Annotated in this window: 21 protein-coding genes; 11 read left to right on the top strand and 10 right to left on the bottom strand. The window is 45.2% G+C overall.

Features of this window, described 5'->3' with window-relative positions:
• Nucleotides 1-22: 22 nt before the first annotated feature.
• Complete coding sequence (locus tag B9N89_RS26260; protein WP_132324390.1) at nucleotides 23-2,029, top strand: PP2C family protein-serine/threonine phosphatase; 2,007 nt, start codon at nucleotides 23-25, stop codon at nucleotides 2,027-2,029.
• Nucleotides 2,030-2,055: 26 nt separating this feature from the next.
• Here the strand turns inward: B9N89_RS26260 and lexA are convergent, their stop codons facing one another.
• Entirely contained in the window at nucleotides 2,056-2,715 is a 660-nt protein-coding gene (gene lexA / locus B9N89_RS26255; protein ID WP_159455651.1) for a transcriptional repressor LexA, read from the bottom strand.
• A 36-nt stretch (nucleotides 2,716-2,751) separates the two neighbouring features.
• On the bottom strand, nucleotides 2,752-4,092 hold the full coding sequence (locus B9N89_RS26250; protein WP_159455650.1) for a M48 family metallopeptidase: 1,341 nt from the start codon (nucleotides 4,090-4,092) through the stop codon (nucleotides 2,752-2,754).
• A 188-nt stretch (nucleotides 4,093-4,280) separates the two neighbouring features.
• Here B9N89_RS26250 and B9N89_RS26245 point away from each other — a divergent pair, with 188 nt between their 5' ends.
• The 6 genes from B9N89_RS26245 to trxA all read left to right on the top strand — a co-directional run bounded on the left by B9N89_RS26245 (nucleotide 4,281) and on the right by trxA (nucleotide 10,311).
• Entirely contained in the window at nucleotides 4,281-5,264 is a 984-nt protein-coding gene (locus B9N89_RS26245) for an ABC transporter ATP-binding protein (protein ID WP_132324384.1), read from the top strand.
• Nucleotides 5,265-5,267: 3 nt separating this feature from the next.
• Complete coding sequence (locus B9N89_RS26240) at nucleotides 5,268-6,272, top strand: ABC transporter ATP-binding protein (protein ID WP_132324382.1); 1,005 nt, start codon at nucleotides 5,268-5,270, stop codon at nucleotides 6,270-6,272.
• Nucleotides 6,269-8,038, top strand: a complete 1,770-nt coding sequence (locus B9N89_RS26235; protein WP_132324380.1) for an ABC transporter substrate-binding protein — start codon at nucleotides 6,269-6,271, stop codon at nucleotides 8,036-8,038. Before B9N89_RS26240 ends, B9N89_RS26235 begins: the two co-directional genes overlap by 4 nt.
• Before the next feature lie 15 nt (nucleotides 8,039-8,053).
• Complete coding sequence (locus tag B9N89_RS26230) at nucleotides 8,054-8,986, top strand: ABC transporter permease (RefSeq protein WP_132324378.1); 933 nt, start codon at nucleotides 8,054-8,056, stop codon at nucleotides 8,984-8,986.
• 9 nt (nucleotides 8,987-8,995) lie between these two features.
• A complete protein-coding gene (locus tag B9N89_RS26225) occupies nucleotides 8,996-9,904 on the top strand; it encodes an ABC transporter permease (protein WP_132324376.1) in 909 nt (302 codons plus the stop codon).
• Between the two features lie 80 nt (nucleotides 9,905-9,984).
• A complete protein-coding gene (trxA, locus tag B9N89_RS26220; protein WP_132324374.1) occupies nucleotides 9,985-10,311 on the top strand; it encodes a thioredoxin in 327 nt (108 codons plus the stop codon).
• A 36-nt stretch (nucleotides 10,312-10,347) separates the two neighbouring features.
• Here the strand turns inward: trxA and B9N89_RS32195 are convergent, their stop codons facing one another.
• From B9N89_RS32195 to B9N89_RS26205, 4 genes are all read right to left on the bottom strand, one after another.
• Nucleotides 10,348-10,479 carry a hypothetical protein gene (locus B9N89_RS32195; RefSeq protein ID WP_268808910.1) on the bottom strand — a complete coding sequence of 44 codons (132 nt, stop codon included), beginning with the start codon at nucleotides 10,477-10,479 and terminating at the stop codon, nucleotides 10,348-10,350.
• A 187-nt stretch (nucleotides 10,480-10,666) separates the two neighbouring features.
• Entirely contained in the window at nucleotides 10,667-11,029 is a 363-nt protein-coding gene (locus B9N89_RS26215) for a hypothetical protein (protein WP_132324372.1), read from the bottom strand.
• A 9-nt stretch (nucleotides 11,030-11,038) separates the two neighbouring features.
• Nucleotides 11,039-13,621, bottom strand: coding sequence for a CHASE domain-containing protein (locus B9N89_RS26210; RefSeq protein WP_132324370.1), 2,583 nt, complete (start codon nucleotides 13,619-13,621; stop codon nucleotides 11,039-11,041).
• A 150-nt stretch (nucleotides 13,622-13,771) separates the two neighbouring features.
• On the bottom strand, nucleotides 13,772-14,617 hold the full coding sequence (locus B9N89_RS26205) for a hypothetical protein (protein WP_132324368.1): 846 nt from the start codon (nucleotides 14,615-14,617) through the stop codon (nucleotides 13,772-13,774).
• A 462-nt stretch (nucleotides 14,618-15,079) separates the two neighbouring features.
• Between B9N89_RS26205 and map the strand changes: the two genes are divergently transcribed.
• Together map and B9N89_RS26195 are read left to right on the top strand one after the other, a co-directional pair.
• Nucleotides 15,080-15,844, top strand: coding sequence for a type I methionyl aminopeptidase (gene map / locus B9N89_RS26200; RefSeq protein WP_132324366.1), 765 nt, complete (start codon nucleotides 15,080-15,082; stop codon nucleotides 15,842-15,844).
• Between the two features lie 167 nt (nucleotides 15,845-16,011).
• Nucleotides 16,012-17,064 (top strand): alpha/beta fold hydrolase, encoded by a 1,053-nt coding sequence (locus B9N89_RS26195; protein WP_132324364.1) that lies wholly within the window; start codon nucleotides 16,012-16,014, stop codon nucleotides 17,062-17,064.
• A gap of 14 nt (nucleotides 17,065-17,078) precedes the next feature.
• Here B9N89_RS26195 and B9N89_RS26190 read toward each other — a convergent pair whose 3' ends face one another.
• Together B9N89_RS26190 and B9N89_RS26185 are read right to left on the bottom strand one after the other, a co-directional pair.
• Nucleotides 17,079-17,888 carry a hypothetical protein gene (locus B9N89_RS26190; protein ID WP_143478274.1) on the bottom strand — a complete coding sequence of 270 codons (810 nt, stop codon included), beginning with the start codon at nucleotides 17,886-17,888 and terminating at the stop codon, nucleotides 17,079-17,081.
• A complete protein-coding gene (locus B9N89_RS26185; RefSeq protein ID WP_132324361.1) occupies nucleotides 17,885-18,769 on the bottom strand; it encodes a TIGR02147 family protein in 885 nt (294 codons plus the stop codon). The genes B9N89_RS26190 and B9N89_RS26185 overlap by 4 nt, the downstream gene beginning before the upstream one ends.
• A 564-nt stretch (nucleotides 18,770-19,333) precedes the next feature.
• Between B9N89_RS26185 and B9N89_RS26180 the strand changes: the two genes are divergently transcribed.
• Entirely contained in the window at nucleotides 19,334-19,999 is a 666-nt protein-coding gene (locus B9N89_RS26180) for a DUF4360 domain-containing protein (RefSeq protein WP_159455649.1), read from the top strand.
• 12 nt (nucleotides 20,000-20,011) lie between these two features.
• The gene (locus B9N89_RS26175; protein WP_132324357.1) at nucleotides 20,012-20,929 is read left to right on the top strand and encodes a DUF4360 domain-containing protein; all 918 of its coding nucleotides are present in this window, start codon (nucleotides 20,012-20,014) and stop codon (nucleotides 20,927-20,929) included.
• Nucleotides 20,930-21,114: 185 nt separating this feature from the next.
• On the opposite strand, the gene B9N89_RS26170 is transcribed toward B9N89_RS26175, so the two are convergent.
• Both B9N89_RS26170 and B9N89_RS26165 read right to left on the bottom strand, forming a co-directional pair.
• The gene (locus B9N89_RS26170; protein ID WP_132324355.1) at nucleotides 21,115-21,390 is read right to left on the bottom strand and encodes a hypothetical protein; all 276 of its coding nucleotides are present in this window, start codon (nucleotides 21,388-21,390) and stop codon (nucleotides 21,115-21,117) included.
• Between the two features lie 13 nt (nucleotides 21,391-21,403).
• Nucleotides 21,404-22,261 carry a hypothetical protein gene (locus tag B9N89_RS26165; protein WP_132324353.1) on the bottom strand — a complete coding sequence of 286 codons (858 nt, stop codon included), beginning with the start codon at nucleotides 22,259-22,261 and terminating at the stop codon, nucleotides 21,404-21,406.
• Nucleotides 22,262-22,477 lie beyond the last annotated feature (216 nt).

Genomic DNA, 22,477 nt, shown 5'->3' with positions numbered 1-22,477 from the left:
AGAAAAAGCAGGATCAGAGGCCGTGTCGACAGACGCTCAAAAAGCAGGCAACAGCCGCACTTCCATGAGAGTTTTTATTCTCCTATGGATTTTCTGGATCAGTGTGCTCTTGCTAGTGCAAACGAGTTTTCTTAAATCATCCATCCAAACCTATATATCTCACCCGGTAGACTTCATTCTTCGCAATCGCCTTGAGCAGACGCCTCCCTTGTCTCCAAAACTGAAGATCTTTGCCTTAGACGATCAGTCGGTGGCTTTTTTAGGGGACAACGAGATTGGCTTAAAAGACTTTGTGCTCTTGGTAGAAAATATTGCTCGCAAGAAGCCCAAAGTGATTATTTTGGATCGCTTGTTTGGAGAGACCCCTAAAGGCCCCGAAGCAGACTATTGGTTGGATCGTCTGGCCAAGATCGATGTGCCGATCTACTCAGGCTCCTATTTTAATTATCGTAGCATTGCCTATCGCCAGGAGCTGAATTTAGAAACAGACCAGTATCGTTTCAGTAAATATCCTGGAGGCGCCGAACATGACCCTAAAAAATTTAAGTTTCAGAAGCAGTCGGGGATTGCCTATGGCTATGCTTCTGCCTATGAGGGAGCATTCAATGGAGTTGGGCACATCAAGCAGAATGATGATGGTACGTTCTTCCCCATGGTGCTCTATCGCAAGGATTATCTGGTGCCATATCTTGGCCTTTATGCCGGTCATGATCTCAAGCTCATGGATGGTGAGCTTTATGTGAACGGCCACGAGGTTCCAATGACGCGCAAGGGAGCATCGATCATCAACCATCGCCCGGTAATCGATTACTACCGCATTTCAAAAAGTATGCGCTCTATGATCAAACGTGCGCGAAACGGGGATGCAGAAAAGAATGTTAGCGAAGGAGATGTGGTCGTTGTCTTATTTAATTTCTATACTGGATCAACGGCCTTTTTTGAAGGTGCCCCTTTCGGTGAGATTCCAGCAGGCTTTTTAGTCGCTACCGTAGCAGACTCGGCCATACAAGGAACCTGGCTTAAGACCTTTGATCATGACGATGTTTTGGTGGTGATCTTGTGTCTGCTGGGCCTTTTTCTGGGGTTGAAGTCTGGACCCATTCAATTTTGGGGGCTTTCCCTGCTTTTTGCCTCGCTCTACTTTATAATCAGTGTCTATCTGTTCTGCTATCACAGTATCGTCGTTGCCTGGTTCTTGCCTATTGTAGGATTTCTTGGCTCTGGCTTGATATTCTATGTGCATGAGCGCTTAGGGAGTGAGTTTATTAAAGTTCAAATTGAAAAAGACTATTATTCAGAAAAATCTCTGCGCCTGGAGCAGGAGAATAAGAAGATCAAGTTAGAAGAACGTTTGAACCTCGGTAAGGCAGTTCAGGAAATTTTGTTGCCAGATAAAATGAGGATGAATTTTCAAGCCTATACTATAGGTATGAAGTATGAGTCTGCTCAGGAGATGAGTGGTGATTGGTTATATGTGTGGCATGTGAATCCAAACGAAGAGCGTATTATCTTAGGCGATGTGGTTGGCAAAGGGCCTTCTGCAGCCATCCCAGTTGCTGTGATCATAGGTATCCTGGGTGAGTGTGAAAAGCTTGATCTAAGCCTGGAAGATGCTCTGGGGCGCATCAATCAACGGCTGGCTATTCTATTCAATCAGCAAATTACAACGACTTGTGCAGCGGTTGCTCTTCGTGATTCTGGTGATGTTACCTTTTACAATGCTGGTTCACCAGGCTGGTTTTTAATCAAAGCATCGGGTGCACAGTATCTGCCTCTGCGGAGCAGTTCTTTAGGTCTATCGTTGAATCATAAGATTGTCAGCCAAAGGCTTCAGATTGATGAAACTACACATGCATTTACCTTTACGGATGGCTATATGGAAGGCTCGCGGGCATTCAAGCGGCTTTTCAGATACCTTGAAGGAAAGCAAGAGCTTGATGTGGATGGTATCCATCAAGCCTTGGATGAGATCGGTCAGGACTTTCGTCTTGAAGACGATCGCTCTTTGCTTGCTGTTAAGGTTAGCTAGGCTACCGTGTTGAGGTCAGGTCGGCTTTAGAAAACCGTTCGTTGCAGACCGATCACTTTGCCAATAACTTGAAACTCATTATCAGAGGCAAAAATTGGCTTAAAATCGACATTCTCTGGCTTAAGATACCAGCCTTTATCTTGGTCCTGCATCAAGCGTTTAACCGTCGCATCGCCATCCACAAGGGCAACCACAATGGAGCCAGGGGTCGCTTCTTCTTGGCTTTTTACAATCAACCAGTCACCATCTAGGATACCAGCGCCGATCATACTCAAGCCCGAAGCTTGCAAAGCGAATAGCTTGTGGCGAGGAGGCATTGGTCTGGGAAGAAGTGAGGGCGAAACTTTGAGTGAGCCGGCGGCATCTGGAATAGCCTCAACGGGCAGGCCAGCGGGTACCGAGCCGAGTTGGGGAATCGATATGGTATCAAAATCTTCCTCGACTCTTGTGGTCGTGAACTTTCTCTTGGCTTGGCTCGTAATGATCAAGGTGCGAGCTTTCTGTTTCGCTGCCAGCTCCAGATAGCCTTTTCTGCGGAGAGAAGCAATCACGTCCTGGGCCGAACCGACTGCCTTATAGCCCATGAAATGGCAAAGCTCTCGCAAACTTGGCGAGTAGCCCTTTGACTCGGTGTGATGTCTGATAAAATCAAAAGCCTTCTGTTGCTTGCTAGTCAGCTTATCCAAGGCGATCTCCTGGCGATTCGAAATGACGACTCGACTCTAAATGTAACCCATTGCTTTCAATCTCTCAAGAAGAGGTGGGTGCGAGTGATATACCGTCGAGAAAGCTCTGTGTGAAATAGGCATAACATGACTATTCTCTCGTAGCTTGAGCAAGGCATCGCCCAATAGCTTTTTATCTGCCACATTATTGAGGGCAAAAGCATCGGCGGCGAACTCGTTGCGTCGTGACATAAAGTTGCTCAAAGGCTGGATGAGGAAGCCAATTGGTCCGAACCATAGGGAGAACATGGTGAGCGCACCGTAGTCGCTGATACCGTCCAGATGAAACGCTTGATACAAGCTCTCTACGGGAAGGGCCAAGCTGATCAAAAAGAACATGAAGCCAGTCATAAAGAAGCTTCGGATCAAACTCCAGCGAATATGATGAAGTTTGAAGTGGCCTAGCTCGTGAGCCAAGACCGCGACAATTTCGTCGGTCGACATGGATTTTACCAGGGTATCGAAGAGGACAATCTTCTTCTTGCCGAACACACCTGTAAAATAGGCATTGCCATGTGATGAGCGAGTTGACGCGTCCATGATAGAAATGCCGTCTGCTTCGAACTCAACCTTCTTTGCTAAGGTAAAAATTTTGTCTTTAAGCTCTCCTTCATCCAGGGGAGAGAACTTGTTGAATAGAGGGGCTAGGACGGTGGGGTACAGCCAAACAGTCAGCAAGCTGAACCCGAATACTACAAGCCAGGCTACGATCCACCATTGATTGCCCATGCTAGCCATAATCCAGAGTAGAACTGCAAGCAAAGCACCACCGAGAATGGAGCCAACGACCAAACCTTTCACGCGGTCGAGCCAAAAGCCTTTCATCGACTGTCGATTGAAGCCGTGTTTGGCTTCTAGAACGAAGGTATGATAAAGCTCGAAGGGAATGCTCAGTAGGCTAGACAAGAGCGTGATAATGCCAAAGAAGGCAAGGCCAGTCACGATGCTTCCCATGCCCAAGCTATCAGACAGGCTTTGAGCCATGCCTTCCACCCAACCCAAGCCACCCAAAACTAGGAATGCGAGTGTTATTATCGTAGAGACCCAGCTGTTGATCGCTCCGAAACGGTTTTTGTCCCGTGAGTACTGTAGCGTCTTTTCCATATCATCAGCGGCTATATTGAGTGCCTGACAGGCCTCTTCTCGACGTTTAGGGTCTTCGTAGAAGGAGCGGTTCAGATGGGCGAGATAGCGCTCACAAAGATGTTGAAACAGACGAAGTCCGACAAATAGAATAAGCAAGTTTTGCGGGCTCACGGTATCTCCTCGTGCGGTGGGCTCGGTGCAAATCTTTTTTATCGGTTTTTCTTGGGTTTTGCTACCTAATTTCTGACGCACATTTTTTTGCTTAGGATTCAACCTGCCAAGCTGCTTGCGAAAATCGTAAAGATCCGTTTAAGTAAGGCTCCTTAGGGTGCGTCAATGTAGAGGTTGTGGCGTGCATCCTAATTGCAAGACTGGGCGAAATAGATTAGAAGAGATAGCATCTATATCGCCAAGTATGTATAAATGGCAGGAAGACACATATGGAATCAGCAGCTCTTCTGCAAGTGAATCAACTCCAGACCTCTTTCAAAACAGAGGATGGGCGTATCCGTGCCCTAGATGGGGTGAGCTTTCAGGTCGAAAAAGGAAAAACCCTTGCCGTTGTAGGCGAATCAGGTTGCGGTAAATCTGTAACAGCAATGTCGATTATGGGCTTGGTGCAAGAGGCCAACGGTAAAATCGATGGTGGCCAAATACTATTTGATGGCACAGACCTGGCCGCGTTGAAAAAAGAAGAGATGAGAGCCATTCGCGGCAATAAGATATCGATGATTTTCCAAGAGCCCATGACAGCACTGAATCCTGTTTACACGATTGGTGAACAGATTGGTGAGGTCTTTCGAATTCACCGCGGCATGAGCCGAAAGCAAGCTAGGCAAGAGGCTTTGCGCATGCTGAAGTTGGTGAGTATTCCAGCCCCGGAAAAGCGTATTGATGAATATCCATTTCAATTATCCGGTGGTATGCGGCAACGTATCGTCATTGCTATGGCTCTTGCCTGTGAGCCGAGCCTACTCATTGCAGACGAGCCGACAACAGCCCTGGACGTAACGATTCAGGCTCAAATTATCCGCTTGATGAAGCGTCTTCAGGAAGAAAAAGGCACCTCGATCATGTTCATTACCCATGATTTGGGTGTGGTTGCCGAGGTGGCAGATCATGTGGTGGTGATGTATGCAGGAAAAGCTGTCGAGTACGGTCCCGTAAGAGATATCTTTAAGAACCCTTCGCATCCTTACACCAAGGGCCTCCTGAAATCGATTCCAAGTTTGGACGACCATAAAGATAATAAGCTTTTCACGATTGAGGGCACCGTACCTGGTCTAAAAAATCTTCCCCAAGGTTGTCGCTTCAATACCCGCTGTCATTTGGCTCAAGAAGAATGCTTTAAGAAAACTCCAGAGTTTACTTCTCTAGGTGATAGTGGACACAAGGTTGCTTGTTACGAAGTGGGAGGAAAGTAAACCGTGAGTGAAACTCTATTAGAAGTAAAAAACTTGAGTATGCACTTTCCAATTATGGGAGGCGTGTTTCGGCGGCCCGTTGGCAAGGTGCATGCAGTGAACGATGTCTCGTTTGAATTGCACGCCGGTGAAACCTTTGGTGTGGTGGGCGAGTCAGGTTGTGGTAAATCGACTCTCGGGCGTACCATCGTCAGACTATACGAACCAACCCAAGGGTCCGTGAACTTTCGCGGTGATGATATCGCACATCTCAAAGGCGATGGTCTGATGCGACTCCGTCGCGAGATTCAAATGATTTTTCAAGACCCCTACGCTTCGCTCAACCCCCGTATGACAATTCGTGATATTCTTGAAGAACCGTTTATCCTCCATGGAATGGGTGGAAGCGCCGAAGAGCGTTTGGCGAAAGTCAAAGAGCTGGTGAAGGTTGTTGGTCTTCGCGTATCAGACATCAATAAGTTTCCGCACGAATTCAGCGGCGGTCAGCGACAGCGGATCGGTATTGCCAGGGCCTTGACATTAAACCCGAGCATTATTGTTTGTGATGAAGCTGTTTCCGCCCTTGATGTATCGATTCAATCTCAGGTTCTCAATCTCTTGATTGAGCTACAAAAAACTCTGAACCTGACTTATGTTTTCATCTCGCACGATCTAACCGTAGTGAAGTATATTTCCGACCGAGTCGCGGTGATGTATCTGGGGCGTATCGTCGAACTAGCTAGTTCCGACGATATCTATGACAATGCCATGCACCCCTATACGAAGGCTCTGTTATCATCAGTCCCTGTTCCTGATCCAGATCGCATTCAACACTCTGAGATCTTGGAAGGGGAGGTGCCAAGTCCTACAAACCCGCCTTCTGGTTGTCCTTTTCATACCAGATGTAAATACGTTACGGATCGATGTATCAACGAATTACCTAGACTCACAAAAGTAGCAGGTAACGACGACCATCAAGTGGCTTGTCATTTTGCTGAAAAAATTAAAGAGGAGGCAGACCAAGGATGAGGTTTTTAAGAGGACAATTAGCTCTCGCACTAGCAGCAGTCATTGGTGTAGCTGCTTGTACAAAGAAGGAAACAGCAACGACCAAATCGGAAGATGGTCGCAAGATTCTCTATCATCTTCGCACATCGGCAGAGCGATCACTTGATCCGATGCAGCAATTCGATCAAGCGTCTCATCAGATGGTGCAAAATCTCTATGACGCCTTACTTAAGTACTCGTACCTAAAAAGACCTTATCAGATGGAGCCTAACCTGCTCACCGAAATGCCGGTTAAGCAGAAGGATGGTGTCACGTACCTATTCAAGTTGCGGAATGATGTTTACTTTCACGATAACGAAGCTTTCCCAGGGGGCAAAGGCCGCCAAATGAAAGCCGACGATGTGATTTATTCCATCAAGCGCTTTGCAGACGCCAATGTTAATACCCTGAGCTACGTGCTGATCGAGGGTTATGTGGAAGGCATGGATGAGTTCCGCGAAGCGACTCGTAAAGCTGGAGATAAAACCGACTACAGCAAGCTCGATATTGCTGGAGTTAAAAAGGTCGATGACTTTACTGTTTCTGTGAAGTTTACCTTCGACAATCCACTCGCTCTCTATCCATTCGCATTTGGTGGCTTATCTATCGTTCCGAAAGAAGCGGTAGAAAAATATGGTCAGGACTTCCCCAAGAATCCAGTGGGAACAGGTCCCTTCTATATGAAAACCTACTCTCGTCGTGGCAAGCATGTGCTTGTGAAGCACCCTCGCTACCATGGTCGTTACCCCACAGAGGGAGATCCAGGGGACAAGGAAGCTGGCCTCTTGGCTGATGCTGGCAAGCAACTGCCTCTTATCGATGAGGTCCACCTGCCGCTTATCGAAGAAACCCAGCCTGCTATGCTCAAGTTCAAAAAAGGCCAGTTACATTGGATTGCTATGAACAAAGATGAGTTTAGCAACATGGCTTATAAAGATAAGGACGGCAAATTCCATCTCACAGGAGAGTGGGATAAAAAGTTCAAAATGTATACTGAACCCTATGTCTCTACCTTCTATATGAAGTTTAATATGGAAGATAAGCTTGTTGGTAGCAACAAGGCCCTTAGACAAGCGATTGCTCTTGCCATGAATCCTGAAGGGTTTATCGACCTGATGCATAATGGTCGCGGACTTACCGTCAATAGCATCGTGCCTGTCACAATCAACGGCAGCGAAAAAGTCACCGGAGCCACCTGGTATAAGCAAAACCTTGAGTTGGCGAAACAGAAGCTAAAAGAAGCTGGCTACCCTGAAGGTAAGGGTCTACCACCCATTACTGTTGAGTACCGCTCTACAAACAAGGACTCGCGACAGCAGTTCGAATACTTTAGAGCTGACTGGGCTAAGATTGGTATCAAGGTGAACGGTAATTTCCAAACCTTCTCGAACTTCCTGAAGCGTACTGAGTCTGGCAACTTCCAGATTGCCGATGCTGGCTGGGGCGCAGATTATCCTGATGCTGAAAACTTCTACCAGCTGCTTTATAGCAAGAATAAGGCGCCAGGACCGAACGATGGCAACTTCAATAACCCTAAGTACGATGCCCTTTACGAAAAGTCTCGCTTTATGCCTAATGGGCCAGAGCGTTTTGAGTTATTCAAACAAATGAATGACATTATCAAAGAGGAAGTTCCTGTACTTTTGGTTTTCAATCCTCTGTCATTCGGTTTGTATCAGCCAAATGTTGCGAATATGAAACGTAACATGATGGTTGAGTTTCCTTACAAGTATTTGAATCTAAAGTAAGAGGTTGTTCTCGCCATGCTGACTTATATTATCAGACGCCTACTCCAGATGATCCCGATCTTGCTGGGGGTTTCGGTTCTCGTATTCGTACTATTTACAACTGTGGGTGAAGATCCCGTGCGCGTTAAGCTTGGCAATCATGCCAGCGAAGAAGCGATTCAGCAGCTACGCGCTGAATGGAATCTAGATAAGCCTCTGTATGTACAGTACGGAATCTTCTTGAAGCAAATTGTGACGTTTGATTTTGGCAGATCATTCAGCACGGGTGACAAGCTCAGTAGCATGTTTGCCGACGGAGCAATGGTGTCTCTGTCGCTTACAGCGCCTCCGTATTTTATGGGGGTGCTGATTAACGTGTCGATTGCGATCTTGATCGCCTTCTATCGAGGGTCGTGGATTGATCGCTATTCGACATTCTTATTTGTGGGGGCTATGAGTATCTCCTACTTGGTGTATATCCTAGCCTTCCAGTATATTCTGGCATATCAATGGGATTTGTTTCCCATTAATGGCTACGAACCTGGTTTTGGAGCGGTCCCGTATCTCCTATTGCCGTGGTTGGTCATTATGGTTGTCAGTGCAGGCCCTGATATTCGGATGTATCGAACCTTTTTCTTGGACGAGACTAAGGCCGATTATGTCCGCACAGCCTTTGCAAAGGGCTGTACCCCCTATCGCATTCTCTTCAAGCATGTGATGAAAAACGCTATGATTCCTATTATCACCTATACTGTGATAGGTATTCCTTTCTTGCTTCTTGGAGCTTTCCTTATGGAGCGGTTCTTTTCCATTCCAGGAATTGGGGACATTATTATCACAGCTATTAATAACGGTGACTTCCCAGTGATCAAGGGCTTAACAGTGCTGATTGCTATTGGATACTCCCTATTCAATCTAGTCACAGATATTCTTTATGCCTATGTAGATCCTCGGGTACAACTTAACTAAGAGAGACGGATGAGCGAGACAGCTAGCATTTCAAGCAACCTTGAAGCCGCAGAAGAGGCAAGCCACCGAGTTGGTGAAAGCCTAGGGCAGCGGGCCATCAAGAAACTTATGAAGAAGAAGTTTGTAGTCCTGTGCTTTGCAGTGACTCTACTCTACTTGCTGATTGCAATTTTGGGTTATCTCAACTTGCTGCCTGACTTTCAGCAACGGGTTGGTGAATCCTATGAGGCTCCGTCTTTGTCATGGGCCAAGCTACTCGGCACTGATATTTTTGGTCGTTCGATCCTATATAAGGTACTTACAGGCACTAAAACTGCCATGACCATCGGCATTTCGGTGACTGCGATTTCAATTCCTCTAGGCCTGCTCTTCGGCGTGATCTCGGGATACTACGGCGGCAAGGTGGATGCATTTATCGTCTGGGCGTATTCAGTTCTAGCGTCGATTCCCTACATTCTTCTTGTGATTGGTATTTCCTATGTACTTGGTAAAGGGGTCTTCTCGATCTGTGTCGCCATGGGAGCCGTGGGTTGGGTTGGGCTTTGTCGATTGGTGCGTGGTGAAGTCATGAAACATAAGAGCCGTGAATATGTCCTAGCGATCAACTTACTTGGTGGTAAAGATGGACGAGTCATGTTTAAGCACATCATGCCGAATATCTTTCATCTTGCTATTATCACAGCATCTCTCAGCACACTCAATGCGATCAAGTCAGAGGTAATTCTGACTTTCTTGGGTGTTGGAGTTCAAGATGGCTCTAGTTGGGGCACCATGATCCAGGATGCAAGTGGTGAATTGGTCAATGGTATTTGGTGGCCTCTATTGAGCGTAACAGTGGCAATGTTTCTCATTATTTACGCCCTCAATGTGATAGGCGATGCGTTACGTGATGCTCTCGATCCAAAACTGGTAGACTAAAAGTCTGGCCTTGACATCAGGAAGATGAGCATTACTTTTATAAAGTGCAATGACGAACAAATCGATTAAAGGCAAATATTATGGGTACTTATACAAAAGCGGTTTCCGAAGCAGATTTTGAAGAGAAGGTATTGAAGGCCAATGAGCCTGTACTAGTAGATTTCTGGGCTCCTTGGTGTGGCCCCTGTGTTTCGATTGGTCCCGCTTTGGAAAAGCTTGCCGAAGAATACCAAGGCAAAGTGACCATTGCTAAACTAAACGTTGATGAGAATCCTGAAATCTCTGCCAAGTATGGTGTACGATCGATTCCTTACCTAGCTATGTTCAAGAACGGTGAAATCACTAGTTCTGTTGTTGGTGCACAACCACCGCAAAGCTTGCAGAAAATGATTGATGAATCACTCTAAAGTGATGGAGGCCCCATCGGCTGATGGGGCTGGAACTTAGTTTTTAAACACTGGTTTCTCTATATAAGCTTTCTGTTGTTTCTCTATCCTGCGATCATCCTCCTCGATATTCTTAATCAAGTTTTGAATCAAGATTGATTCTTCCAAAGAAAATTTTTTCTCTGTCACGTTCAACCTCCTTCCAAGACTTCTGTCGGAATATCTGAGGGCAGATTCCTTTTTTTACGAGTTTTTAGGTATTTAGCCGGCTTGGAAAGAATTTCGCAATTCTGCGAATGGGGTATTTCATGTCGGAAAACTTGATTATTGCGGTAGCTTAGGGAGTTAGTGAGGGAGCTAGGGCTCCCCATATGATCTAGCTCTTTTTCTTGCCTTTAACCTTGAGCTTGCCACTCTCGGTTTTCATAAAGTAGAAGCCGCCCTCAGATAGGCACTCTTTCTTCGGCTTACTCACCCAAGCTAGGTGGTGAGGTGCACCGCAAGCGTTGTTACCCTTACAAGCATAAGTTGCAGACTTCTTGTACTTACCTTTGAAAGTTTTTTGAGCTGCATCAATCTGCTCTTGATTTACGGAGCAGGATCCACTCCCTTTGCAAGAGTTCACTCCAAAGCACTCAACACTTTTCTTTTTTTTTGGAGGTGCTGCCTCAGCTGGCTCCAAACTTTGAACGCCCAATGCAAGGCCAGCTGTGGCCGCCATTAACAGAGACTTCTTCATGATGGTTCCTTATGAAATTTTTTGTAGTGGAAGATGATTCTTATTATACACAAGATTCATAGGAATCTTGATGCAGGTAGCACTTCCTTTACCAGGTGAACTTTCCAAGTAGACTTGGCAATGGAACTTTTCCAGGCTGGCTCTCACAGCATCAAGGCCAACGCCGCGGCCGCTAATGTCAGTGGCTTCCTGCTTGGTAGAAAATCCTGAATGGAACAATAACTCAAGAATTTCAGAATCGTTCAGATTTGCATCGGAGTCTACAAGGCCCTTTTCCTGAGCCAGGCTCAGAACTTTCTTGGTATTGATACCACGGCCATCGTCATGGAGCTTTAGCGTGATAGATGAGTCTGAGCTTTCATAAGAATGCCAAAGTTGGCCCATGCCACGCTTATTCGTCAATGCTCTTTCTTCAAAGGTTTCCAAGCCATGATCGAGGGCGTTTCGAATTGCATGAGTCATGCAATCTCTAAGTGGCGCTTCAAGAGATTGGTGTAAAAATAGGAATTGTGGCTCCTGGTTGAGGGTAACCGATTTGCTCAGCGCACCAGCAACATCGTCGACCATGGAGCCGAAGCTTGCATAAAGCTCATCGAAGCTGAAGAACTCCCCAGCCTGCATCGCTTCTAGAGCGTCTGCGACTGATTCAGGTTCACGACCAGAACGTAGCCATCGCAGGACAGAATTCAATGACTGGTTGGATTGATCTTGTGACGAGAAGATCTCACGATAGAGGTTAAGGTAAACAAGGAAAACCTTATGGAATTCTTCAAAGTCCTGGCAAAATCTTTCAACAGCCGGCTTGTCAATGGTCGTTTGGGGATCGTTCAACGCCTCATGATCACTTTCAATCTGGTGAATGTGCCCAGATATGACGTTAAGTTTTGCGAATCGTGCTCCACCCTTCATCGTATGAAGTTCTCTAAAGATCGGAATCCACTTGTTACGATCCTGATAGCTGGAATCGTCAGGTGAGATGGCTAATATTTCTAGGGATCTTTGCTCCGACTCAACCATAAATGAATCTAAAACTTGGCGAGGTGCGGATAGCATCTCTTGAATCGCTTCAGTTCTGGCCCCGGCGGCTTTTTGCTGCTGCTCCAAGTCTCGCTGTAGATTCAATAGATCAGTGACATCAGTCACAACCAATAACATGCGACGTATAGTGCCTTGGTCATCTAATAGTGGAGCATAGCGGATATTGAAAATCCTTTCTTGTTCGACTCCATCTACGACTTTCTTAAAGCTAATTTCAGACTTGAGATCGTATTGAGAGATTGTGAACTGGAAGCTGTCTGCACCGATGATGTTTTCCAAGGTGAAAAGGTGCTTGGAGTGGCCTTCATTCTCTTTTGTCATGTCTTTGAAAAGGGTTTCAAAGATCGACTTACCCCCAAGTTTATCAATGTTTAGAATCGACTCACTGGCTTTTGAGTAGCGATTGGCGATGGTGTGATCGTCTTGAATGACAAGGACCGCGCCGTCGAGATTATCAAGCATTTCTTCGATTTCAAGGTGAGCTGCTTTTAGGTCTTTGGTGCGTTCTTGAACCGTTTGCTCTAGGCCTTCATTAATAGCCTCGATCTTAAGCAAGCTATGTTTTAGACGCTGATTGGTAATCGTTAAATAGATGCCGAGAACTACAAAAAGGATGCTGCCTAGAACGACGAGGATGAGTAGAGAGTAGTTGAGGTTGCTGAAGTAGATGTCTTTTTCAAAGTGAAAGAGAACGCCATGATCGAAAATCGGAACTTCAACATCACTGACAGCCATATCAACTTGTCGAATTCCCTCTGGGGAACGATCTAGGGATCGGAAGATGTTTTGCTTCTCGGCTTGGCCCCACAGTGGCACATGTACGGTTGTGGTGAAGTTCTTGCGAAGATCATCGCTGCCAAGCAGTTGCGGGATCAATACTGTGATACCAAGAATTCCGCGAATCTGAGGTGGCGAGCTTGGTTTAAGTATGGGTAGATAAACATCCACCGCCGTGTCGCCATTTTCCATCAGGAACGGGTTGGAAACCTCTGCTTTTTGATTTTGGAGTACGTTTTCTACGATGGGGCGTTGGCTCTTGTCTGAGAGTAAATCCCAGCCAAAGTATACGGAGTCTCGGTGCATGGAATCGGAAAGGTAGGTGACTAAGTACTCATCACTTGTTTCAGCTGAAACGATTTCACTGCTGTCGTCAGAAGATGTAGCAACAAACCCTTGGTTGTCATCGTAGAGATCCGAAATTCGGATTTCATAGTCCCGACGCTCGCTCTGATCGACTTTAGCGTAGTAGGTAATCGAAAACACAAATGGGTAGTTGGAAACCACATCATCAGTCACCTGAGAAAAGTTTTTGGGATTGAGCTCAGGAAGTAGGGTGATGAATCGCTGTAAGCCCCTTGTCGTAGTGACAAGTCGTTCGGTAACTGTAGAGAGAGTTTCTTTGACGACAGCGGTATCGGAGACGAAGTCTTGTTTAGCGATATCGACAATGTAATTGTATGTAAATCGTGAAACCATTACCCCAACGATGGAAAGGACTAGGGCAACGATCATGACCTGCATTCGATTACGAATCTTTTGCGCTGAAGACTTCACGTGGGTCCTGCTAAATGGCTTCTGATACTGCTAGTATAAATGAAGGCCGATAGGAAAAGGGTGCCTATAGTGAGTATAGGCACCCCAAGGAAGAAATAAGGTCTTTGGCTTGTGATAAGTCAAGCCTCTCAGCGAGAGGGAATCTCTGTATCAGTGTACACGTACCTCGCGGATGCTTACGTCATCGAGAAGTATTCCGTAGGTGTCAGCCGCTCCCAGGTCTTCAAAGGCAAGTTCTAGGGATTCGATGTTTTCGATGCTGATCGTCACTGTGGTGTGATCCCATCGATCCGTAACGGAGACAGGAATCACCTGGCCATTAATAGAAAATTGCAGGCTGTTCTCGCCTCCAGTAGGACTCCGTCGGGATTTGTGACGAAACGAGATCTCATAGACTCCGTCTACAACTTCAACTGATTGCTTGATCACTAAGTTTGTTTTCATCTCAGACATCTTTACATCCGTTAAACAATGGCTATCAAGTTCCACATGCTGGTTCGGGGTGAAACGTTGGATTTCGATCCAAGAGCCTTGCTCGGACGCTTTATAAGCCTCTCCGCAAGCCTGTTCGTTGCTAAACGAAAAGTCCCAACCAAATAGGTCTTTATCAATATCATTGGTGTGAATAAGGTCCCAAGATTTGTTGATACTAGGGTAACTGAAATCACCGTTCACCAAGATATTGTCCCCGAACTCACTGTTGGGAGAAGCTGGATTGAGAATTTGAAGAGCAGGAGCATCAGCTGGTTTTTCAATCTGTGATTGATCATCATGGTCAGGATTAGGATCTGTAAAATCATTATCGACTACAAGTTCAGAAACCGGAGCAGTAGGATCTTCAGATTCAGGTTCCGCAATAGGAGCATCAACTTCAATGGTCGTGAGCAGTTCTTGATCGATATTTCCTTTGGTGCCGTCGTTTAGCTCAGAAAATTGGGTTTCGGTTCCACATGACGTTAAGAAAATGGTGCCAATCAAAGCAAAAAGGCTCTTCATCTAATGCCTCCTCTATATTTCTCTAAGTTGTATGTCTCGCTGCTTACATAATACTCTTCGTCGGCCCCTCTCCATCCGAGGACGAGGGTTTCTTAGTTTCAAGCCTAAGCTTTCTTCGTAGTCTAATAGCCTGAATTAAATGGATTTTTCTGGTTTTTTTGTGAGGGGTTAGGGCCTGTCTAGAGGTAGGCTAGGAGTTTTTTGTCAAAAAGCCTCTCGACATTCTTACGTCCCGTACGATAGGGCTCGGGTTTTGTGAGGCTTCAGCCGACAAGTAAAGACAGAGGCTTGAGTCGTATCTGATTTCGAATATTTGTTCTTAACTGTCTGTAACAATTATGGTATTGGCCCCAAAGAAGATTGGGCTGACTTTCTGCTTGAACTTCTGCCTTACATGAGGGAAGACTTAGGTCTGCCTTTTGGGCTTATGGCACAACCGTTCATAACATTCATAGGAACCACATGGTCATTGAGAACGAAAAACAGCTAAAAGCTATGGAAAAAATTGGGGCTATCGTGGCTAACTGCCTCCAGCTTGCAAAAGCCAAGGCTCGGCCAGGCATGACGACCAAGGAACTTGATGCCATAGCGGGGGCATATCTCGACAAACACGGGGCGGTATCAGCACCAATTAGCTGTTATAAGTTTCCTGGCCATGTTTGCATAAGCGTTGAGAAGGAAGCGGCTCATGGGATTCCGGGAGATCGGGTTCTACAGGCTGGTGATTTGATCAATGTCGATGTCTCTGCTCATCTTGATGGTTACTTTGCAGACAATGGTGAATCATTCATCATCGGCGGCCATGGTGGGAAGGTCAAAAACAAGCTCTGCAAGACAATTAAAAATGTCCTGGATCAAGCCATCCTACAGGCTCGTGCCGGAGTTCGCATCGCTGAAGTCGGACGCACTGTAGAGCAACTTGCACAGCAGAGTAACCTGACAGTGATTCGTAACCTGGGTGGCCATGGCATTGGTAAAACTCTTCACGAGAATCCCGAGTTCATCGCTAGTTATTTTGATCGCAAGGATCATCGTCGATTTAAGGAAGGAATGTGTGTCGCCATCGAACCTTTTCTTTCTAATGGTGGCGACTGGGTTGAAGAGAGTTCTGACGGCTGGACTTTGTATCAAGATCGATACTATGCCGTTCAAAAAGAGCATACGATTATGATTACTAAGGGCAAGCCTGTAGTGTTAACACAGCCTACCGAAAACTTTGAATCTTGACCCTAGAACAAGCTTGGTTGATCAGCGATTCTAATACGAACTGATCAATCTTTGCTGGGCCTTGAACTTTCAAAATTTCCGCAAAAACTCCTCAATGTGCACTAGCGCGATGGCATATATCCTGCAATAATCCGTTATCTGGTACGAATTGCAGAAAGGTTGTTCCTATGCCTGGCCATACATTCCGTGCGGTACTTTTAAGCTTACTACTGTCATCACTAGCAATAAATCTCTATGCGTCAGATGATTCATTTGCAGAAAAAAAGAAACAATTCGAAGCTCTATTCGAAACGATCCCAACCCAGAGCTTTGAAGGAGTGCCGTTTAAGGGGGAGCCTATTGATTTGGATTATAAGGCTTTTGTAAACCCGAGTTCTAAGGGCAACGTGGTTATTGTTCATGGCTTTACGGAGCACTTCTATAAATATCAGGAGCTTGTCTATGATATCTACAATCGTGGCTACAGTGTTTACACGTACAATCAACGGGGCCATGGTTCGTCGCGATTGATTGATGAGCCAGCGGTCTACGTAGATAATTTCGAGCATTATGTGGACGATCTCTATCGGCTAACCCAGAATGTTTTGGCTACTAAAGGGCAGCCTTTGGTGCTTCTAGGGCACTCAATGGGCGGTGCTGTGGTTGCGCGCTTCATGGAGCGCTACCCAAATGTAGCAGAAGGTGCGATTTTGAGTTCACCTATGATTCGGATGAATACGGGGACGTTTCCTGCCTGGCTTGCAGAGGGTATCGCCAGTATTGGTGTTGCACTTGGATTTGAAACGAGCCTCGCACCGGGGCAATCTCTTCCTGCGGTAAAACCGTGGAGCTTTGCTGAGGCCGGTACATCTTCTGAAAAGCGATACAAACAACAAGTTGGAGTCATCTATCGCCCTGATCTAGATTCATGGCGAAGAGGCGGAGCGACAGTTGGTTTCGTTCACGAGGCTATGGTTGCGACTCAGAAAATTACTGAAGCCCAAGAGCTTCAGAAGATCAATAAGCCCATTTTATTATTCCAGGCTGGCATCGATAACTGGGTTAAAAATGAGCCACAGAATGAATTTTGTTCTCTGATCGATCGCTGTGAGTTGCAAGTTTTTTCTAAGTCTCAGCACGCTATCTACAATCAGGTCGATGATATCCGCGAGCCTTATCTAGATAAGATCTTTAAGTTTTTAGAGAGCATGACGCAGCGCCCTGTGATTGGTGTGAAATAAGTTGCGATGATCCATTAAGTATCGTCATCATCCGCCCCATCGTCATCATCTGTGTTAGGATCGGTTGTGGGCTCCGGTGTTGGAGTCGACGGTACTTTTGTTTCGAGGGTTTGATCAGTTTCAGTGTCAGATAGGATGCCATCGCCATCTTGATCGAGTCCATATCTCAAGCTGCCAGCTATATTTGCTTCAATGATCGCTTTTATGGCTGTGGCTTCAATACTCGCGTTATTAGAAAAATCGAGAGTTTGACTCGCGAGGCTGCTTAAGTCTAGCCCTTCACCAGAAAAATTAAACCATCGCTCAGCATTAAAGGAAACTATGAAACGGCTCTTGTCGCTTAACGTGATGCTTGTTCCACTTACACTTTGATCGCTCACTTGGATATCGAGTTTAAGGGCCTGTGTTCCGATGGCTCCTTCAAGCTGCAGCTCGTAGCCAATGTTTATAGAGCTTAGCGAGCTAGTATCCAGATTTTGTGATCCTAGGGTTATTTGAGATTGAGACTTTAAATCAATAGCTTGATTCCAAGTATAGCTAGCCGATTGGCCATCATTAACAAGGCTAAGCGATGTGATTGTGAGGCTAATTTTATCCATCGAAGAAATAGAAGAGGCTTCTCCAAAGCGATCTTTGACGGGAAGAAGGCCATTATTGCTATTGTCCACTGATGCGACTAGATCTAGTGTTTTGCTAGTTTCAGCCTGAGTTTTCTTACCCTCGTTGTCTTCGAAATCTTGAGGGTTGCCGAGCCATGATCCACAGGAGTTGCTCGCCAGCCAAAGGCTCATGCACATACAATAGTGAAATCCTCTTTGAATCATGATTCAACCTCGGGGTCCAGTTTATCAGTGATAGGAAAAAATTGAATGTTGAGCTGAAATACTTGATCAGAGCGACTATGCTCTTCCAGCTCGAATATACCGCGACAGCATTCAATAATGCGTCGCCTTACTTCAGGGATATCGGCTTGTGACAGCGCTAGAGTAAGGGTGTTCAATTCTCTCATTTCGGGGCTGACATGAACCACTGCCTCACTCGCCAATTCACATGATTTCTGGTGAAATCGAGCTGCTGCAACTGCTGAAGTTTTGTAATCTAAGCCGATTTGTTTCTTTGTAGATCGATAGGTTTTTGAGACTTTATCGTATTTGATAAGCTCAAGGTCAGATAGCACCTGAAGCCCCTGCTCTATCTCCCTAGGGAATACCTTAAAGAGAAAGCGCTCGCAGATTTCATTGATGTTGAGCTTGGGATTTACTTGAACTATTTCTCGCAGCGCAGGAAAGAACCATTGAGAATAGAATTCAAGGTGCTTTTGATTTTCTGGCGCCGACATTTTTGTTTTCAATTGAAACAGGTCGGCGTAAATCTTTTCACGCTTCTCATGAATTTTGATTGTCTCTAGACGGACCATATTTTCCGCAAATTTCTTCCGGTCTCCTGATAAGCCCAATGCTTTAAATGTTTTTTCGGCAGTCTTAAGGGTCATGCGACGCTTTTTGGATACATATAGCCAAATCACATTGCTGAACGAAAGGCCTAGATCTTCCGAGTAGCGCTTATAGTTGTATGACCCTTGCTCTGCTTTTAGTTTTTCATAGATGTCTTGTAGAACGTCGCGATAATGCAGATATGCTGAGATATCAATCTGCGATGCAATATGCATGATTGCAAGTCGATTTGAGCGCTGGTTCTTGTTCAAAATATCCTCCGTATGAGTCTTTACGGTCTGATCAGGTAAAAACTTAAGAGCATATTCTATTGTCAATTAAAACAATGGTTTAAGTTGCATTTGGCAACATCAATCAAGCTTGGTCAGCATACTCTTGTCAGTATGCATAAAAGCTCTAGGATATTTGGTAGATAAACCTGGCCCTGAATGCGCCTTAGTTTGCTAAAGATTTAATTTAATCGATTTATATATAATATTTATAGCAGTTTATATTATCGATTTGAGATGCGAGTAAAGTAGGCCGTTAAGACTAATATAAGATTTGTCCCCACAAATCTTTTTTGATCGTGACTGATCTCACTCATCGATTCCTTTGCAAACCAAGAGCGTTGGCTCTTGGTTTTTTTTGTCTATTGCTTGCCTTTCATAAGATTCGACTGGAGAAAGTCCACAGAATCACAACGATGTTGGGCGGAGTTGATTTCTTAAGTAGAAAGATTTTCGTCAGTTTTAAAATTTACTAAGAAGAATTCTGAACTCCTTTAGCTCGGCTCCGAAGAGAGGCGGGTCTATCGATATTTTATGGAGATCATAATGAGAGTACTGCTATTGGGAATTGCATGTTCCATTGTCCCGAATTTTGCTTTAGCTACGAAGAACGACTACGAACGACCACCATTTTCCATCGAGGTCACCGAAGTGCGCGGCTCCGGTTGCCCGCACCCTGATGAAATCAGCGTTGACCTTAGTCCTACTGGTAATTACTTTATCGTCGCACAGTTTAATAACTACGATGATCACTTTCTTGCAGTAACAAGCCCAGACACCTCAACAGCTCGGGTGAATTGTACGATTCAATATAATTTGATCTTAGATGAAGGCTATCGACTCGATTATGCAGAGTTCTACATCGATGGTGAATATCACCTTTCTGAAAATGGCACGGCGTTTTTCTCTATTCGTCACAATGTTCCAGGTGTCGATCAACCGGTTTTCCATAACATGAGTCGTAGTGCCTTCGACGATGATAAATTGTCCGACAACTTTCAATTATTCGGGTCGATTGAGGGCATTGATAAGCGAGCAAACTACTGTGGCGCAACGATTCCAATTGAAGTGCAGCTAAGAGCAACTGCAAGACGTGCCTTTGATGACTCATTTGATACCTTTGTTGGTGTCGATAACGCAGAGGGTGAAATGGGAGAGAGACAAGGTCGGCAACAAATTGATTGTTTTGGGCGGGTTATTTCCTGCGATTAGAAAGGATAAATTATGAAAAAGCTATGGCAAATTTTAGGGATTCTCATGCTGTTAGGGCACGGAGAACATGGGCTTGCAAGCAGCGGTGGGATGCAGGTGGTAAGGAATAACGATTGTGGACCTCTAGACTACCAGGTTAGTAACGGGGGCTTGGTGATAGAGTTTGAGCGATTTACGGTAGAAACCAACCAGAAGTCATATTTCGAGGAAAAGGTCTGTGAGATCGAGGTCACAAATATTCATGTTCCTGCTGGCAAGCAGCTGAGACCATCACAAGCTTTGGCTGATGGTGAAGTATTTACATCGGAGTCAGGAGGAGCCTATGCTTATCTGGACTACACTTGGATGGGAGAAACGATCAGTGCAGAGGCTACGTTTGAGTCTGGTATTCTTTCAGGTGATAACTATATTCTGACAACCCCTTATGCTGGGTGGTGGGCTTACACTCCGTGTAGCTATGAAGATCAGTATGCAGTGATGCAAGGGCGATTCCATATCAATGTATCCAGTGAGCAATACGATAAACAATCATCTAGTTTGCAGCTAGCAAATTCTGAAGCACAGATGAAGGCGAGTTGGAATTGGGAGTGGCAGGATTGCGAAGTTGATGGGCAAGATTGGTTGCAGAAGAGATTTAGATCGCGATATACCAATGACGAAGGGCGTTGGATTCGTGGCTATACGCAATTTCTGAAGCCTGATTTCGGCCGCTATGATTTGGACAACGGTTCCTTTGGGGAGTTTGAAAACATCGAGTTTTCAGAAGACGGCACTGTTGTTTCCGGTAATTGGATTTTCGAGAATGGTCGGCATGGTTGGTTTCAGTTCTTACTTGGCTTAGAAAAAACATCATTCGATGGCAATTGGGGCTATGGTAAGGACGTTGGTGTTGCCCCAGTGGGGCGTTGGACTGGTTATGTTGTTGACTAGATAGACTGGTGTGCGAGGCTGAAGCATGGTTTTTTCTCTTCAGTCTCGCCTGTGCGGCTAGCGATATAGAGTAGCAGTTAGGATGAGGATGATGAGTTGGACGAAGATTAGCTAAACGCGCCTAGCAGACTAGACCGAGAGTCAACGGATCCTGAGTTCGACATAATAGAAATCGAAGCTACGGACTACCCCCTATTACAGCGGTTGAAAACAGGCTTACCTTTGTGCTTACCAAGATATTCAAAGTCCAAAGCCAGTAACTCTTGGTATTCTTTCTCAACAATCACTTTGTTCTTCAACGCTTGCTGAAGCGAAGTTTCGCAAGGGTCAGTTGGCTGCACAGTAGTCGGAGGGTCAACTAATCCCTGTCCTTCTTCAGAGGGCCTCTCAGGTCCTTCACCTGATTTAGAATTGCAAGAAACAATCAAAGTTAAGGAAAATACGGAAATCAATAGCTTCATATCTATTACTCTCTCATTCGAAAAAAGCTGCTGGCAGTCTAGTATACTTAGTAGCATTAGACCAAATGGTTTCGTGAGAATTCTGATCTAACACAATTTCGGATAGCTCGTTATAATGTTGCTCGATCCGGTCAATCACATCGAGACATGTTGCTGCATTGCTCTTGTCGCATATGATCTTTAGATCGGTTCCTAAAATGTCAATCAAACTGGTAATGTTTCCACCTATCTGATATGCGTAAAGTGTGATCCTATCCGACGATGTGTCTTCTGATTCGTTGAGGAGAGTTATCGTTTTTCGAATCTTCTTCCATAGGACTTTAACTTTAATCTTCAATGTTGCTTTTTCGACAAAAGACTTGTCTCTAGACGAAATACTATAGTTCAAAAGGAAAAGAGCCCCTTTTCTTTTGGACGAAACATAGTGAGTACCACATTCTTTAGAGAAATAATCTGCACCTTGAAGCCAAGCTCGTCTTCCGAAATCAGAAAGACTCGTAGGCTTGAAGTACTGGGTGCTACTTTCAGCCTTCGCTAGAAAGCTATAGTTTAAGTCATCACCGAATTCTTCTTTGTTTTTAAAATAGGAGAGTGTCGCTTTACCTTTGATTACGAGAAAGTCAGCTGAAACTGACCCTCTCCCGGACATAAATTCCTTCGTTCTAAAATCACTAGCGTTCATAACAATATCTACACGACCGAAGGAATTCCTAACTATGTGTTCACTACCGTCTAAACACTTGTTTGAGCTACTTTGACCCGGCATCTGATAACCTTGACCTAAAGGAAGGCTCTTATCTATGATCCTGATTGGGAGACTAAATGCTTCTCCTGCAGCGGCTAGTGCAAGAACTAAAGAAAGAATTTTCACAGCTTGCCCTCTCTAGTTTTTTCCAATGAATTCGATAAGTGACTTTAGGTTTTTATCCTGACTTTGATAGGCTAGTACTTCCAAGTCAAGATCCTTGTACTCTTTGAGTGTCTGTAAAATCATGGTACATCGTCAGAACAGTACGTTCATACACGTCCTCAACGCTTGCCTCCATCATCCCCTCCTTGCTAGTTGCGGGGTTGAGAGTTAGTGACT

The organism is Pseudobacteriovorax antillogorgiicola (assembly GCF_900177345.1).
Taxonomy (GTDB): Bacteria; Bdellovibrionota_B; Oligoflexia; order Oligoflexales; family Oligoflexaceae; genus Pseudobacteriovorax; species Pseudobacteriovorax antillogorgiicola.
This window is presented reverse-complemented; position numbering and strand designations above follow the sequence as displayed.

What these genes read in the sequence shown, in the direction of transcription:
- B9N89_RS26245 (WP_132324384.1), top strand. Translation starts at nt 4,281, where the DNA reads ATGGAATCAGCAGCTCTTCTGCAAGTGAATCAACTCCAGACCTCTTTC.
- B9N89_RS26235 (WP_132324380.1), top strand. Translation starts at nt 6,269, where the DNA reads ATGAGGTTTTTAAGAGGACAATTAGCTCTCGCACTAGCAGCAGTCATT.
- B9N89_RS26230 (WP_132324378.1), top strand. Translation starts at nt 8,054, where the DNA reads ATGCTGACTTATATTATCAGACGCCTACTCCAGATGATCCCGATCTTG.
- B9N89_RS26225 (WP_132324376.1), top strand. Translation starts at nt 8,996, where the DNA reads ATGAGCGAGACAGCTAGCATTTCAAGCAACCTTGAAGCCGCAGAAGAG.
- trxA (WP_132324374.1), top strand. Translation starts at nt 9,985, where the DNA reads ATGGGTACTTATACAAAAGCGGTTTCCGAAGCAGATTTTGAAGAGAAG.
- B9N89_RS26215 (WP_132324372.1), bottom strand. Translation starts at nt 11,029, where the DNA reads ATGAAGAAGTCTCTGTTAATGGCGGCCACAGCTGGCCTTGCATTGGGC.
- B9N89_RS26205 (WP_132324368.1), bottom strand. Translation starts at nt 14,617, where the DNA reads ATGAAGAGCCTTTTTGCTTTGATTGGCACCATTTTCTTAACGTCATGT.
- map (WP_132324366.1), top strand. Translation starts at nt 15,080, where the DNA reads ATGGTCATTGAGAACGAAAAACAGCTAAAAGCTATGGAAAAAATTGGG.
- B9N89_RS26195 (WP_132324364.1), top strand. Translation starts at nt 16,012, where the DNA reads ATGCCTGGCCATACATTCCGTGCGGTACTTTTAAGCTTACTACTGTCA.
- B9N89_RS26190 (WP_143478274.1), bottom strand. Translation starts at nt 17,888, where the DNA reads ATGATTCAAAGAGGATTTCACTATTGTATGTGCATGAGCCTTTGGCTG.
- B9N89_RS26180 (WP_159455649.1), top strand. Translation starts at nt 19,334, where the DNA reads ATGAGAGTACTGCTATTGGGAATTGCATGTTCCATTGTCCCGAATTTT.
- B9N89_RS26175 (WP_132324357.1), top strand. Translation starts at nt 20,012, where the DNA reads ATGAAAAAGCTATGGCAAATTTTAGGGATTCTCATGCTGTTAGGGCAC.
- B9N89_RS26170 (WP_132324355.1), bottom strand. Translation starts at nt 21,390, where the DNA reads ATGAAGCTATTGATTTCCGTATTTTCCTTAACTTTGATTGTTTCTTGC.